At 65.3% G+C, this 15,962-nt stretch carries 10 protein-coding genes; 4 read left to right on the forward strand and 6 right to left on the reverse strand.

Annotated elements, in window-relative coordinates; genetic code table 11:
• Positions 1–11: 11 nt before the first annotated feature.
• The gene (gene queG / locus IPM49_13320) at positions 12–941 is read left to right on the forward strand and encodes a tRNA epoxyqueuosine(34) reductase QueG (protein ID MBK9275500.1); all 930 of its coding nucleotides are present in this window, start codon (positions 12–14) and stop codon (positions 939–941) included.
• A 15-nt stretch (positions 942–956) separates the two neighbouring features.
• Here queG and IPM49_13325 read toward each other — a convergent pair whose 3' ends face one another.
• The 5 genes from IPM49_13325 to IPM49_13345 form a co-directional block, all read right to left on the reverse strand.
• Positions 957–1,151, reverse strand: a complete 195-nt coding sequence (locus IPM49_13325) for a hypothetical protein (protein MBK9275501.1) — start codon at positions 1,149–1,151, stop codon at positions 957–959.
• A gap of 198 nt (positions 1,152–1,349) precedes the next feature.
• Positions 1,350–2,207: an Omp28-related outer membrane protein gene (locus IPM49_13330; protein ID MBK9275502.1), complete on the reverse strand. Its 858-nt coding sequence runs from the start codon at positions 2,205–2,207 to the stop codon at positions 1,350–1,352.
• A 2-nt stretch (positions 2,208–2,209) separates the two neighbouring features.
• Positions 2,210–3,952: a hypothetical protein gene (locus IPM49_13335; protein ID MBK9275503.1), complete on the reverse strand. Its 1,743-nt coding sequence runs from the start codon at positions 3,950–3,952 to the stop codon at positions 2,210–2,212.
• 4 nt (positions 3,953–3,956) lie between these two features.
• A complete protein-coding gene (locus IPM49_13340; protein MBK9275504.1) occupies positions 3,957–4,448 on the reverse strand; it encodes a TlpA family protein disulfide reductase in 492 nt (163 codons plus the stop codon).
• Between the two features lie 91 nt (positions 4,449–4,539).
• Positions 4,540–6,234, reverse strand: a complete 1,695-nt coding sequence (locus IPM49_13345) for an Omp28-related outer membrane protein (GenBank protein MBK9275505.1) — start codon at positions 6,232–6,234, stop codon at positions 4,540–4,542.
• A gap of 243 nt (positions 6,235–6,477) precedes the next feature.
• On the opposite strand from IPM49_13345, the gene IPM49_13350 reads away from it, so the two are divergent.
• A complete protein-coding gene (locus tag IPM49_13350; GenBank protein ID MBK9275506.1) occupies positions 6,478–7,227 on the forward strand; it encodes a T9SS type A sorting domain-containing protein in 750 nt (249 codons plus the stop codon).
• On the opposite strand, the gene IPM49_13355 is transcribed toward IPM49_13350, so the two are convergent.
• A complete protein-coding gene (locus IPM49_13355; GenBank protein MBK9275507.1) occupies positions 7,224–7,916 on the reverse strand; it encodes an NAD-dependent deacylase in 693 nt (230 codons plus the stop codon). The two genes, IPM49_13350 and IPM49_13355, sit on opposite strands and share 4 nt — an antisense overlap.
• Before the next feature lie 131 nt (positions 7,917–8,047).
• Between IPM49_13355 and IPM49_13360 the strand changes: the two genes are divergently transcribed.
• The gene (locus IPM49_13360; protein ID MBK9275508.1) at positions 8,048–8,650 is read left to right on the forward strand and encodes a Holliday junction branch migration protein RuvA; all 603 of its coding nucleotides are present in this window, start codon (positions 8,048–8,050) and stop codon (positions 8,648–8,650) included.
• Between the two features lie 8 nt (positions 8,651–8,658).
• Complete coding sequence (gene sprA, locus IPM49_13365) at positions 8,659–15,927, forward strand: cell surface protein SprA (protein ID MBK9275509.1); 7,269 nt, start codon at positions 8,659–8,661, stop codon at positions 15,925–15,927.
• Positions 15,928–15,962: the final 35 nt, after the last annotated feature.

Raw genomic sequence — 15,962 nt, forward strand, 5'->3', positions numbered from 1 at the left:
ACCTTGCCCGCATGGATGCGGATGCCCGCTCGGAGGCCATCAAGCGCAAGGCGCACGAGCTGGGCTTTCTGGCGTGCGGGGTGGCGCGGGCGGGCTTTCTGGAGGAGGAGGCGCCGCGGTTGGAGCAGTGGCTGCGGCAGGGCAGGCACGGCAGCATGGGCTACATGGAGCGCCACTTTGACCTGCGGCTGGACCCCACCAAATTGGTGCCCGGCGCGCGGAGCGTGATCAGCCTGGCCTTCAACTACCACAGCCCGCCGCAGCAGCAGGATCCCGAGGCGCCCAAGCTGAGCACCTATGCCTACGGCCGCGACTACCACAAGGTGCTCAAGCAGCGGTTGAAGCCGCTGATGGCCTTCATGGTGGAGGCGTTCGGTGCGGTGGAGCTGCGGGCCTTCGTGGACAGCGCGCCGGTGTTGGAGAAGGCCTGGGCCGAGCGGGCGGGGGTGGGCTGGCGGGGCAAGCACACCAACGTCATCCGCCAGGGTACGGGCAGCTGGTTCTTCCTGTGCGAACTGATCACGGACCTGGAGCTGGCGCCCGATGCGCCGGCCACGGACCATTGCGGCACCTGCCGCCGGTGCATCGACGCCTGTCCCACGGAGGCCATCACGCCCTATGGCGTGGATGGTGCGCGCTGCATCAGCCACCTCACCATCGAGCTGAAGGAGGCGATCCCGGAGGAGTTCAGCGGCAAGCTGGCGGGCTGGGCCTTCGGCTGCGACATCTGCCAGCAGGTGTGCCCGTGGAACCGCTTCGCCACACCGCACAGCGAGCCGCAGTTCGCCCCGCGGCCGGAGGTGATGGCCCTGACGAAGGATGAATGGCACGGCCTGACCGAGGTGGTCTTCGACCGCCTGTTCGAGGGCAGCGCGGTGAAGCGCACCAAATACAGCGGGCTGCGCCGGAACCTGGAGTTCCTGCGGCGATCGGGGGACTGACCGGGCGTGGCCGGGTCAGCTCCGCATGGTGGTCTTGAAGACCTCCAGGATCACATCCTTGTACATGTGGCCGAAGGTGGCCAGGCACCAGGCTTTCAGCACGAGCTGATCGTGCTGGCCGAGCCATCGGCGGGCCTTGATGAGTTCCTTGGTGAACAGCCGGCGGTCAAAGCTGACCTTCTGGAGCACCTGCTTGCTGAGCTCCATCATCTTCCTTCCCTGGTCCATCATCACGAATCGGTTGATCAAGCGGTCGGTTCGGGGAACGCGAGCCTGAAGGTAAGTCGTCGGATCGGGTGAGCGCGCAGCGAAGCCTCGAACAGTTTTCCACAACGCGAACGGGCGCCCCGGCCACAAACAACGGGCCACGCGGAGGGATCCTTGCGAGGGCCGGGCCGGACGGGTGGCTCAGGGCTGGAACTTGCGCTCCTCCACCTGCATCACCTCCTTGGTGGCGGCATCGTAGACGTAGGCCACCAGGGCGCAGTTGTCGGGGTTCAGCACGCTGGCCGGCAGCGGGTTGGAGTAGGTGAAGGTGAGGGTGTCGCCTGCGGCGGCGCTGCCCACGATGGCGGGCACACCCCAGGTGCCGTTGAGGTTGCCGCGCAGCATGTGGCGGTGCTCGTAGTCGGGCACCTCAGGGGGCGTGGCGTTCACGTCGATCTGCCAGTCGATGATGTGGTCCTCGGTGAGGGCCACCACCAGGTTGTGGTCGCCGGTGACCGGGCCCAGGAGGGCGAGCTTGACGGTGGTGGAGACCGAGCCCCCCCCGACGGTGAGGGCGTCGAACCAGAGATGGAAGGCGGTGCTGTCGCCGATGATTGCGTTCACCGCATCGCCCCAGTCCCCATCGCTGATCTGCAGCACGCTGTTGAACGGGCGCCGGCTGATGAGGCCGGTGGGCAGGAAGGTGATGCCGAAGGCGCTTTCGTACGCGGTGCCCTCGGGGGTGCGGTGGTCGCTGTCCAGGATGTTGTCGCCGATGGGCGGCAGGGGTGCGGCGAAGCCGTTGACGCAGTGCACGGCGATGACCACGAGGTTCTCCCCGTGGATCGCCTGCAGGGCCGTGGCCTGTGCAGCGGCGGCGGGGCAGTTGTTGCAGCGGTGGCCGGTCATGTCCTCCAGCAGCACTTTGCGCACAACACCACCGCCGCCGTTTCCACCACCGTCCTGGACGGTCTCGTAGGGTTGTTCCACCTTGTCGCAGGCCGCGAAGGGCAGAGCGAGCACGAGCGCCAGGGCGTGGAGGGATCTCGGGGTGCGCATGGTCAGAAGGTGCTGGTGATGGACACGGTGAGGCCGTTGGCGGCGGGCACCTGGCGGCATACACCGCCCACGCAGAAGATGCCGGCGCGCTGGCGGCCGTAGTTCACCTGGAAGCGGTTGCCACCGCGGATGTAGCCCACCGAGCCGATGGGGTAGTGGGTGCGCTCGGCCGGCACCTCCTTGCCGTCCTTGATGAAGGTGCTGCCGAAGGTCTCGTAGTTGTACTGGTCCTGCGCCGCCACGAACCAGTGCGGGCTGAAGGTGAGCTCGGCCACGGCGGTGGCCCAGTTGCCCAGGTCCTGCTTGGTCCACAGGTGCTGCACCTCGAAGCGCAGGGAGGTGCGGTCGTTGAAGTTGTGGAGCCCCTCGAGCACCACCATGTCGGCGAAGACGAGCGGCTTGCCGGGCTTGCCCTGGATGACGTCGATGTCGTACTCGAAGTAGAGGTAGGTGAGGGCCAGCTCCCAGGTCTCCGACACGCGCTTGCGCAGCTCCACGTTGAGGTCGGTGAAGTACTTGCCGTCGATGTCGTAGTTGCCGGCGAAGAGGCTGGAGCGATAGCCGGTGCGGGCGCTGTCGGTGAGCAGGTCCACGCCGGTGGTGTCCAGCCCCACGGCGGTGCTTCCGTTCAGCGCGATCTTGGTGCCGTACTTGCCCCCGAGCGGCGTGCCCTTCTTGAACTTGTAGAAGACCTCGCCCTGGTAGCTCACCTCCCCGTTGGGCTGGGTGGCGTAGGGGTAGAGGGTGGCGGGCAGGTTGTAGGTGTGCTGCTTGGTGAGCGGCGGCAGGAAGTTGATGTTGAGGTCGAAGGGCGTGGGGGCGTTGCGGGCGCTCTGGTAGAGCATGTTGTCGTAGGAGTGCGCGCCCACGCTCACACCAAGGCCTCTGGTGGAGTAGGTGGCGTTCACCAGCAGCCCCTGACCCGGCTTGTAGATGTAGTTGTTGCGCCGGTTGGGGTCGTTGATCTTGTAGGCGTACTCGGCGTACACGTTCCACCGCGGGCTGGTGAAGTTGAGGCGGCCGGCCCACGCGCCCACGTTGGCGGGCATCTCCAGCTGGGCCACGCTGCCATCGGGCTGGGTCACCAGCTGCGAGGCGGCGGTCTGGTACTTGCTGACGAAGCTGCCGCCGAGGATGAGGTTCCAGTTGTGGCTCCAGGCGGAATCCAGCTCGCTGATGCTGAGCTCGGCATCGGCGCCACGCACCAGACCCTCGCCCTTCACGGTGCCATCGTCGAAGGCCAGGCGCATGCGGCCCATCACGCCCTTGAGGTAGAGGCCGGGCAGGGGACGGTACTTCACGCGCACACCGTCCATGGCGTTGTCCACACCGAGGTAGCGTTCCTCGTAGCTGCGGAACACCATGCCCTGGCCGAACTGTTCGAAGAAGTTGCCGACCGTGATGTCGAGATCGGCCTGGTGGTAGTTGATGTAGCGGTATCCGATGCCGCTGCCCTTGTAGGGGGTGCCGGCGGGGTAGCCGAGCAGGGAGGGCTCGTAGCTCTCCAGCCGCAGCCCGGCCTGGAAGCGGCCCATGGTCATCACCACGTTGCCCCACGCGTTGAAGCCCCAGGTCTGGGGCGGCGGCACGGCACCGATGTCCGGATCGTCGTTGTAGTACTGGCCGTCGGCGCTGAAGTTGCCGTGCACCTCGGGCAGCTGTTGGGCGGAGCCGGGGGTACCCACGGCGCACCAGGCCGCGGAAAGGGCGATGGCCGCAAGGCGGCGGGGATGACCGATGTGCATCGTGTTACTTGCCGGCGGCCTCCTTCACCTTCTGGTAGAGCTCGTTCTCATCGCCCGGCTCGTAGTTGTTGTGCTGGTACACGATCTCGCCCTTGCCGTTCACCAGGAAGGTGTGCGGGATGTTGTTGACGTTGAGCGCGCGCTTGAGGTCGCCGTTGGGGTCGAGGAAGAACTCGTAGTCCCAGTCCTGCCCATTGACGTAGGGGGCGACGCGGGCCATGCTGCGGGCATCGTCGATGCTGACCGCGATGAGCTTCACGCCCGTCTCCTTCTGCCAGGTGGCGTACTTGTCGGCAATGGCGGTGAGCTCGCGTTTGCAGGGCGCGCACCAGGTCGCCCAGAAGTTGACGATGATCGGCTTGCCGTCATTGCTCCAGGTCTTGGTGTCCACCTTCTTGCCGTCCAGGGACTGGAGGGTGACGGAGGGGATGCGGCTTTGGGCGGTCAGCAGGGCCGGGGTCGCGATCAGGGCCAGGGCGATCAGGAAGATCCTCATGAGGTGTGGGTGTTTGGAACGGGAATGGAAAGGTCGGCGATCGGATGCAGATCCCGCACCAGACCGCCGACCTTCCCGGATCACCGTTCGCTTACTTGTTCAGGGTCACTTTGCGGGTGCTCTTCAGGTCGCCCGCGGTGATGGTCATATAGTACACGCCGTTGGTGAGGGTGCTGAGGTCGACCACCTCGCGCTGGGCGCCGGCGCCCACGCTGCGGGTGCTGCTGTACACCACCTCACCCAGCACATTGGTCACCTCCAGGGCGGCCTGCCGGCCACCGGAAAGGTCGAACACCACGTTCACCAGCCCATTGCTGGGGTTGGGGAACACACGCAGGCTGTTGTCGAGCACGTTCTCCTCCACGCCCGTGGCCACCACGTTCACGAAGTCGGCCTGCAGGATCTCCTTGGTGGTGCTGTTCTGCACGAAGGCCACCAGCGTCACGCCGTCCAGGGTGCCCCACAGGTTGTAGTTGCCCTGGGCCGGACCGCCTTCGGTGAAGGTGTAGGTGTGGGTGATGGTCTCCGTACCGCCGGCCGTGAGGTTCACCGTCGTGCCCTGGGCGTTCGGCATCATCTTGCGCATGGCATAGTGGTACTCATCCTGGCCGGTGGTGTTGCCGGAGAAGGTGTAGAAGTCCTCGGTGGCTGCGATGTGCAGCTTGTAGGTGCCGGCGAAGTCGGCATAGGAGTTCACCGTCACGTTGGCCGTGAGGTCGAAGCCGGTGAGGGCGTAGGTGATGTCCACGTTCACGAAGGCGGGCTTGGAGGCTTCGGTGGCCAGGTTGCCGCTGTTGTTGATGAAGCCGTTCGCTTCCGCGCGGCCATCGAGGAACACGTCCGGAATACCGGTGACACCATAGTAGGACTTCCGGGCGTTACCGTCGGGGTTGTAGCTGGGGTCGTTGCCGGGGCTGGGCCAGTTCATCTGGTACTTGACGGCGGCGTAGTTGGAACCGGCATCGTTCGTGTTCAGGGTGCCCAGCAAGGGGTCGAACGTGGTGTTGTAGCTGGCGCAGGGCGGGCAGGTGCTGGAGGTGAACTCCTCGATCAACACGGTGCGTTGCACGCTCTGGGTGGCCACGCCGATGGTCTGCGTCAGCGTGTTGTTGCCGGCGAAGAGATCGCCGTTCACCCCGGAGAGCGTCAGATCGATGGTGTGGCTGCCCACGGTGGCGTTCCACGGCGTGGTGAAGGTGTAGGTGTAGCTCGCGCCCGGCTGCACGGTGGCGCTGAAGTTCTGGCTCACGGGAGCACCGCCATCCACGGCGTAGTCCAGCGTGAAGCCGTTGACGGCCGTGACGCCCGCATTGGTCACCGTCCCGGTGATGGTGGTGTTGCCTTGGGCGATCACCACGGGAACGCCCAGGGTGGCGATGCCCAGGTCGGTGCCCAGCACCACGTTCGCGGTCTGGCTGCTGCCGAAGGAGCCGCCGGTGGCCACATCGTTGCCGCCGACGGTGATCGTCCAGCTGCCATCACCATACGCGCAGCACATGCCGTCGCCGTAGCTGTCCTCCACGGTGATGGTCAGCACCGTGCCATCGGGCACGCAGAAGCTCACCGGTGTCTGAGGATACTCACCGGCACTGCCTTGGTCCTGGTACGGTCCGCCAGAGCCATAGACCGGGCTGCCACCGGGGCCGGTGACCTCCCAAGTGGTCTCGGAACCGTAGGCGTCGGTGACGATGGTCATCGTGACCTGCGTCTCGCCCGGCGGGCATTGGGCGACGCTCTGGAACGAGGCCAGGGCCGCGAAGGTGGAAAAGAGTACAGCCTTCTTCATGATGGTTGGGTTGGGGTTCGGATAGGGTGCGGCCGATGCACGCACCGGACCGGCATCACCGTTGCGGGATGCCGACCAAATGTAGGCGGGCGCATGCAATGGCCAAGGGGGTTGTCCGGTCCTCCTTGGGATCCTACGGGCCTTGGTGGATGCTGAGAAAGCACGTTCGGGGTCCTGTGGAACGCGATCGTTCCCACTACTTTTGTCATCGAACGTTCCAGTCACCGCGATCAGCCGACCACCATGAAGCGAACCCTACTCTCCCTCTCTTTGATGACGCTCGTCGCCGGCACCCAGGCGCAGCTCGCCGAACTTCACGATCTGTGGGGCAACACGGTGAACGGTCAGCTGATCGAGCACTGGGGCGACAACGCCACGTCGAACCAGGAAGTGGATGTGCACGTGATCCTCAATGGCTCCACGAACAAGACCCTGAACGTGCGTCGCTATGAGCTTTCCGTGGTCCCCAATACGGAGAACTACTTCTGCTGGGGCGTGTGCTATGCTCCGCAACTGGCCGGTGCCCTGCCGGTGTGGAACGCGCAGCCTCAGCATGCCATCCAGTGCCAGCCCGGTGTGATGGTGACCAACTTCCATGCGTACCACACCCCGTACGGGGCGAACGGCGCGAGCACCTATCGCTATGTGTGGTATGATATCAGCAACCCCACGGACACCGTGTGGTGCGACATCCGGTTCCAGGTGACCTCCGTGGGCGTTCCCGAGCTGGAGGTCAAGCAGTTCGAAGCCTTCCCGAACCCCGCCGTGGGCCAGGATGTGCAGCTGCGCCTGGAGCTGAACCATGACGTGGTGGGCGCGCAGGTGGTGGTGCACAACATGGTGGGCGAACAGGTGCTTCAGGTGCCGGTGCGCGGCGCTGCGGCGCGCATCACCGTACCCACGGCCCAGCTGGCGCCGGGCATGTACTTCGCCTCGCTGCAGCGCAACGGCCGGGCGGCCTCGAGCATCCGCTTCGTGGTGGCCGCACGCTAAGCGCCACCCATCAGCCTGAAGGCGAGCATCGGCATGCCGATGCTCGCCTTCTGCTTGATGTGCTCCACCGCAGCGCTGCGCAGCGGCACATCCGAGGGATCGATGAGGTGGATGGGACGCCCGGGCGGTAGCGCGTGCACCAGACCGGCCGCCGGGTACACCTGAAGGCTGGTGCCCACGATGATCAACCGGTCGGCCCGGGCGACCAGGGCGGCGGCCTCCGGGATGAGCGGCACGGCCTCGCCGAACCACACGATGTGCGGTCGCAGTTGGGATCCCAGCGCGCAGCGGTCGCCCAGCCGCAGGGTCGGACCGTTCACCGGCGTGATGAGCCGCGGGTCGGCCGTGCTGCGTGCCAGGAGGATCTCGCCGTGCAGATGCATCACGCGGGTGCTGCCGGCCCGTTCGTGGAGGTCGTCGATGTTCTGGGTCACCACGTCGACCTCGTGATGCGCTTCCAGCCGGGCGATCGCCGTGTGCGCCGCGTTGGGTGCCGCGGCCATCACCTGGGCGCGGCGCTGGTCATAGAAGCGCAGCACCAGCTCCGGGTCACGCGCCCACGCTTCAGGGGTGGCCACGTCCTCCACCCGGTGTTCCTCCCACAGGCCGTCGCCATCCCGGAAGGTGCGCAAGCCGCTCTCGGCGCTGACCCCGGCCCCGGTGAGCACCACGATGCGTTCCCGTTCCATGCCCCCAAAGGAAGCGATGCGGGGCAGGTCCCGGATCGTGGGAAGCTCCTACATTCGCGCTTCCGCAAACCGCCCTGCATAGAAGGACCGCTACCCCGGAACATGCGAGCAGACCCCTTTCCGGGTGATCGATGATCGAGAGCCTGAGCGGTACCCTTTTGGAGAAGGCGCCCGGCCATGCTGTGGTGGAGTGCCATGGCGTGGGCTATTGGGTGCAACTCCCTGCCTCGGCCTTTGAACAGCTGCCGGCCGAAGGCCGGCCCGTGCGGCTGCCGGTTCACTACGCAGTGTCGGTGGATGTGCGCAGCGGCCTCAGCGATCACCGGCTCTACGGATTCATCAACACCCAGGAGCGGGCCTTGTTCAGGCAGCTCATCACCGTGCAGGGGGTGAGCGCCACCCTGGGCATGGCCATCCTGGGCGCACGCAGGGCCGATGACCTTCGATCGGCCATCGTGTCGGGGGATGAAAGCGCCTTGCGTGGCATCAAGGGCATCGGGCCCAAACTGGCCCAGCGGGTCATCGCCGAGCTGGGTCCTGTGCTGGCCGGATCGGCCTTCACCCCGGCGCCGGCCGGGGGCAATACGGTCCGGTCGGAGGCGTTATCGGCGTTGGTCTCCCTGGGGCTTGACCGGGTGAAGGCCGAACGGGCGCTGCAAGGCGTGCTCAAGGAACATGCGGACGGACCACCGCCATTGGAGGAGCTGATCAAGTTGACGCTGAAGAACCTGTGAAGCGGTCCGTGCGCACGATCGTGGGCCTGGTACGGGTCCTTTCCACCGGGTGGCCCCACCGCCTGGTGGTGCTGCTGGCCATGCTGCTGGCCCTGCCGGAGCTGGCGGAGGCTTCGCTGGACCTGGGCTTCCTCGTTCAGCAGGTGGACAGCCCCGAGGTCGAGCTGCTGTGGCCGATCGACAGCGACCCCGGCACCGGCCAGAGCGACGGTGGGGTGGACCTGCAGGACCCCGAGAACATCGAGAACGAGGTGATCTATGACCCGGTGACGGGCCAGTACATCCTCAACAGCAGTGTGGGCGGCTCCTTTGATTACCGGCCGCCGATGAGCATGACGCTGGACGAGTACCTGCAGTACGACATGGAGCGCGCCATGGAGACGTACTGGACGGAGAAGAGCACCAGCGAGACGGAGCGGGCGGCCAAGGGGCTGATCCCCTCGCTGAACGTGAAGGGCGAGCTGTTCGACCGGATCTTCGGGGGCAACACGATCGACATCCGTCCGCAGGGCTCGGCGGAGATCATCTTCGGGGTGAACGTCTCCAAGACCGAGAACCCGCGGATCCCGGTGGACCAGCGGCGCATCACCACCTTCGATTTCGACCAGCGGATCCAGCTGAACCTGACGGGCAACATCGGGGACAAGCTGAAGATCAACACCAGCTACAACACCGAGGCCACCTTCGATTTCGAGAACCAGGTGAAGCTGGACTACACCGGCTACGAGGACGAGATCATCCAGAAGATCGAGGCTGGGAACGTGAGCCTGCCGCTGCAGGGCCAGCTGATCCAGGGCAGCCAGAGCCTCTTCGGCATCAAGACCGAGCTGCGGTTCGGTCGCCTCACGGCCACGGGCATCTTCAGCCAGGAGAAGGGGCAGCGGCGCAACATCCAGACCCAGGGCGGGGCGCAGACCACCAACTTCGACATCAAGGCGGACGAGTACGAGGCCAACAAGCACTACTTCCTGGGCCACTTCTTCCGCGACCTCTATGAGCAGAGCCTGCGCACGCTGCCCACGGTGAACAGCCCGATCCAGGTGACGCGTGTGGAGGTGTGGGTCACCAATACGCGCTTCGACTTCGCGCAGACGCGCAACATCGTGGCCTTCACCGACCTGGGCGAGAACGCGGATGCCGCCGCCATCGCCGCGGGCAAGGTGAGCGGCGACCTGCCGCCCGGCCTGTTGATCGACGCTGCGGGGACCACGGCGGACAACGCGGCCAACTCGCTGTACCAGACCGTGGCGAACAACCCGGCCATCCGGGGCTTTGCGAACTCGAGCCAGGCGCTGCAGGCCTTGGGCGTGGTGGCCGCACGGCACTTCGAGAAGCTGGAGAGCGCGCGCCTGCTGCAGCCCAACGAGTACAGCCTCAACGACCGCCTGGGCTTCATCAGCCTCAACCAGAGCCTCAACAACGACGAGGTGCTGGCGGTGGCCTATCAGTTCGTGTACAACGGGCAGACCTACCAGGTGGGCGAGTTCAGCACCGACGGCGCGGTGGGCACCAACGCACTGATGCTGCGACTGCTGAAGGCCACCATCACCAACCCGCGGATCCCGCTGTGGGACCTGATGATGAAGAACGTGTACTCGTTGGGCGCCTTCCAGGTGAACCGCGAGGAGTTCCGGCTGGACCTGATCTACAACAACCCCACCACCGGGGTGGACCTCAACTACGTGCCGCGCGTGCCGATCGACCAGATCCCGCTGCTGCAGGCCCTGGCGCTCGACCGCCTGGACCCGCAGAACGCGCCGAACCCCGATGGATGGTTCGACTTCATCGATGGCGCGGCCACCACGGGCGGCACCATCAACAGCCAGAACGGACGCGTCTATTTCCCGGTCCTGGAGCCCTTCGGCACCACCCTGGACCAGGCGCTGGACCCCGAACAGCCCCTGGCGATCCGCCAGCAGATCGTGTTCCAGGTGCTGTACGACAGCACCAAGGTCGCCGCGCAGAACCAGCCCGAGCTCAACCGCTTCCGCCTGAAGGGCAGCTACCGCAGCGCCAGCAGCGACGTCATCAGCCTCAACTCGGTGAACATCCCGCAGGGCAGCGTGGTGGTGACCGCCGGCGGGGTGCGCCTGGTGGAGAACCAGGACTACACGGTGGACTACAACCTGGGCCGGGTGAAGATCATCAACCAGGGCATCCTGGAGAGCGGCACGCCCATCAACATCAGCCTGGAGAGCAACTCGCTCTTCAGCATCCAGACCAAGACGCTGGCCGGTGCGCGCTTTGATTTCAGGGTGAACAGGGACCTGACCATCGGCGGCACGGTGATGAACCTCTACGAGCGTCCGCTGACCCAGAAGGTGAACGTGGGCGACGAGCCGATCAGCAACACCATCGTCGGGCTGGATGCCAACTGGCGCACCGAAAGCAACCTGATCACCACCTTGGTGGACAAGCTGCCCTTCTTCGCCACCAAGGAGATCAGCACGGTGAACGCCAGTGCCGAGGCGGCCTACCTGATCCCCGGCCACAGCCGGGCCATCGGCAACGCGGGCACCAGCTACATCGACGACTTCGAAGGCAGCGTGAGCACCATCGACCTGCGCCAGCAGAGCCTCTGGTTCCACGCCGCCACCCCGCAGGGCATCCCGGACCTCTTCCCCGAGGGCGACTTCATCAACGACCTGCGCACCGGATTCCGCCGCGCCAAGCTGGCCTGGTACGTGATCGACCCGCTCTTCTTCCGCAACAACAACCTGACACCGCCCAACATCACGGGCGACATGCAGTCGGACCACCGCCAGCGCGAGGTGCTGGAGCTGGAGGTGTTCCCCAACCGCCAGCTGCAGGCGGGCGCCCCGGCCAACATCCCCGTGCTCGACCTGGCCTACTACCCCCGTGAGCGTGGCCCCTACAACTTCAACGTGAACGGGCTGGACCAGGACGGCTTCCTGCTGGACCCTGCGGACAGCTGGGCGGGCATCACGCGCCGCATCACCACCACCGATTTCGAGGCCAGCAACATCGAGACCATCCAGTTCTGGATGATGGACCCCTTCAGCGAGGGCACCGGTGCGGGCAGCAACGAGGACAGCCAGAACAGCACGGGCGGCGACCTGTACATCGACCTGGGCAACATCAGCGAGGACGTGCTGCGCGACAGCCGCAAGAGCTTCGAGAACGGCCTGCCGCCCGACGGCACCGACCTGAGCTACACCACGGGCGAGACCAACTGGGGCGTGGTGGCCACCACCCAGAGCGTGGTGAACGCCTTCGCCATCACCGAGGACAACAGCAACCGCTACCAGGACGTGGGCCTCGACGGGTTGAGCGACCAGCAGACCGACGTGGAGGGACGCACGGAGCAGAGCTTCTACCAGACGGACTACCTGCAGCCGGTGGCCAGTGTGGTGACGAACCCGAACGCGCTGGCCCGCATCAACGCCGACCCTTCGGCGGACAACTACCGCTTCTTCCGCGGCGACGACTACGACGGCAACCCGCTGGCCGACATGCTCTTCCGCTACAAGGAGTTCAACGGTCCGGAGGGCAACAGCATCACCGACGTGGACAGCCCGGAGGACTACCCCACCCAGCAGACCACCCTGCCCACCACCGAGGACATCAATCAGGACCAGAACCTCGCGGAGAACGAGAGCTACTTCCAGTACCGCGTGAACCTGCGGCCCAACGAGCTGCAGGTGGGCAGCGGCTACGTCACGGACCGGGTGCTCGGCACGCACCCCATCAGCGGCAAGCAGGTGTACTGGTACCAGTTCAAGGTGCCCATCCGCCAGCCGGACCGCGTGGTGAACGGGATCCAGGACTTCCGCAGCATCCGCTTCATGCGCATGGTGATGCACGGCTGGCCGCAGGAGGCGGTGCTGCGCTTCGCCCGGCTGGAGTTCATCCGCGGGGAATGGCGCAAGTACTTCTTCTCGCTGGAGACACCCGGGGAGGGCATCGGCACGGACCCCGATCCCACCACCTTCGAGGTGGCCGCGGTGAACGTGGAGGAGAACGGCAACCGGGTGCCCATCAACTACGTGGTGCCGCCGGGCATCCTGCAGGAGGTGGACGTGGCCAGCGCCAACCTGCGCAACCTGAACGAGCAGAGCCTGCAGCTGCGCACCTGCAACCTGCGCGACGGGGACGCCCGGGCCGCCTTCCGCAACGTGCAGTTCGACATCCGCAGCTACAAGAAGATGCGCATGTTCATCCACGCCGAGAGCTCGGACCCCGGCAACCCCGTGGAGTACGGCGACGTGAGCGTGTTCGTGCGCCTGGGCAACGACTTCGACCAGAACTACTACGAGTACGAGGTGCCGGTGGTGCCCTCGGCCTTCGGCAACAACGATCCGGCCAGCGTGTGGCCCGAGGCCAACAACATGGTGATCGAGTTCGCCAAGCTGAACGATGTGAAGATCGAGCGCAACCGCGAGGGCTTCGCCACCAACCAGCGCTACATCCAGTTCGAGGGCGACCGCCGCATCGTGGTGAAGGGCAACCCCAACCTGAGCCAGATGCGCACGGTGATGATCGGCATCCGCAACCCCAAGAAGGATGGCGTGGAGGCCAACCCCTGGGGGGTGGACGACGGGCTCAGCAAGTGCGTGGAGGTGTGGGTGAACGAACTGCGCCTCACCGACTTCGACCAGCGCGGCGGCTGGGCGGCCATCGGCCGGGTGAACACCACCCTGGCCGACCTGGGCACCCTGAGCGTGGCCGGCAACTACAGCACCCCGTTCTGGGGCAGCATCGACAAGCGCGTGAGCGAGCGCCAGCGGGAGACCAAGTACGGCGTGGACCTCGCGGCCAACCTGGAGATGGGCAAGTTCCTGCCCGAGGAGAGCGGGGTGAAGGTGCCCGTGTTCGTGGGCTACAGCGAGCAGGTGAGCAATCCGCAGTTCGACCCCCTGAACCCCGACATCGAATGGGATGATGCCACGCGCAACCTAACCCCCGACGAGCGAAGGGAACGGCTCAAGCAGGTGCGCACCTACACGCGACGGCGCAGCATCAACCTCACCAACGTGCGGAAGGACCGCACCGCGGGCAAGAAGGAGCATTTCTGGGACGTGGAGAACCTCTCGCTCACCTACAGTTATGCCGACCAGGAGTTCCACGACGTGAACACCGAGTTCGACAACACGGTGACGCACCGCGGGGCCATCGCCTACGTCCACAACCCCAAGCCGAGGGAGGTGAAGCCGCTGGCCAACGTGAGCCTCATCAACAAGAGCAAATGGCTGAAGCTGTTCAAGGAGTTCAACTTCAACCTGGGATTCAAGCAGCTGAGCCTGCGCAGCTCCATCGACAGGGGGTACAACGAACGGCTCATCCGGGCCAACCCCGACATCGCCTCGCTGCCCCCCCGGCCCACCTACAACAAGAACTTCAACTGGAACAGCCAGTACGGCTTCCGCTACGAGATCACCCGCAGCCTGAAGGTCGACTTCACCGCCAACAACAACGCCATCCTCGGCGAGCCGCCCGGCCGCGTGGACCCCAAGGTGAAGGGCGAGTACGAGGTGTGGAAGGACAGCGTGCTCACCAGCCTCAGCCAGTGGGGCGAGACCACCGGCTACGACCACACGGTGAACGTCACCTACACGCTGCCCTTCGACAAGCTGCCCCTGACGGACTGGATCACCTCCAACGCGGCCTATGCCGCCGGATACCAGTGGGACCGGGCGCCCTTCACACAGGACACCCTGGGCGCGGTGATCCAGAACTCGCAGAACATCAGCATCAACGGACAGTTCAACTTCGTGAGCCTCTACAACAAGTCGAAATACCTCAAGAAGGTGAACGACAAGGGCCGCACGAGCAACCGCAGCCAGGCCAACAGGTCCAAGGCCGGTGAGAAGCCCAAGGAGGATGACAAGGACAAGGAGAAGGACAAAGGGAAGGACAAGGACAAGAAAGAGGGCGGGTTCAAGCCGCTCGACGCGTTCGCCCGCGTGCTGATGAGCATCCGCAACGGCAACATCACCTACAGCCAGAACTCGGGCATGCTGCTGCCGGGATACGCGCGCAAGACCAACGTGATCGGCATGGACGGCTTCGCCGCCCCGGGCATCGGCTTCATCCTGGGCCAGCAGAACCACGACGTGAGCGATGCGGTGGTGCGCGACTACGCGTCGTACGCCGCCGGGCAGGACTGGCTGGTGCGGACGCCCTCCATCTTTACGCCGCACACTCAGACACGCACCGAGAACATCAACGCGCGCCTGTCGCTGGAGCCCTTCAAGAGCATGCGCATCGAGCTCAGCGCCAACCGGGTGTACAGCGAGAACCGCAGCAGCTTCTTCCGCTGGAACGACTCGCTGGGCACCTACGTGAACGACAGCCCGCGGGAGTTCGGCAACTTCAGCGTCAGCACCATCACCTGGGGTACGGCCTTCAGCGTGGACGATGACAACTTCGTGAACCCCATCTTCCAGCAGATGCTGGATAACCGGGCCATCATCAGCGAACGGCTCGGCCAGGAGCGGGAGGGCAGCATCTTCGTGCCGGACAGCGGCTACTACTCGGGATATGGCCCCACCAACCAGGACGTGGTGATCCCGGCCTTCCTGGCCGCCTACACCGGCCGTGGCGCCGACAAGGTGACCACCAACCCCTTCAGGCTGATCCCGCTGCCCAACTGGGATGTGACCTATGACGGGCTCTCCCGCATGGCGCCGTTCAGCAAGTGGTTCCGCACCTTCACGGTGAAGCACAGCTACCGCAGCACCTTCAACATCGGCAACTACCAGACGAACCTGCTCTTCGTGGAGGGCGCCGGCGAACTGGACGCGGCGTTCAACTACATCCCCGAGCGGCAGATCAGCGTGGTCACCATCACCGAGGTGATGCGTCCGCTGCTGGGGGCGGACGTGACCCTGCAGAACAGCCTGCTGGCCAAGTTCGAGTACAACCGGGACCGGAACCTGAGCCTGAGCATCAGCAACTACCAGGTGACCGAGGTGCGCGGCAAGGAGTACGTGTTCGGCACCGGCTACCGGTTCAAGAACGTGAAGTTCCCCATCACCATCGGCGGCAACCGGCCCAAGAGCGACCTCAACCTGCGGGTGGACGTGAGCATCCGGCAGAACAACACCGTGATCCGCAAGATGCAGGAAGGGCAGAACCAGGTGACCGCCGGGCAGAACATCACCTCCATCAAGGCCTCCGCCGATTACGTGATCAGCCAGCGGCTGAACGTGCGCCTGTTCTACGAGCGCGTGGTGAACAAGCCGGTGATCTCCACCTCCTTCCCCAGCTCCAACAGCAACTTCGGCCTCAGCCTGCGCTTCACCCTCACCCAATAGGGCTGACGGAGGTCTGATGTCCGACACGGGATCCC

This window comes from Flavobacteriales bacterium (assembly GCA_016715895.1).
Taxonomy (GTDB): domain Bacteria; phylum Bacteroidota; class Bacteroidia; order Flavobacteriales_F; family PHOS-HE28; genus PHOS-HE28.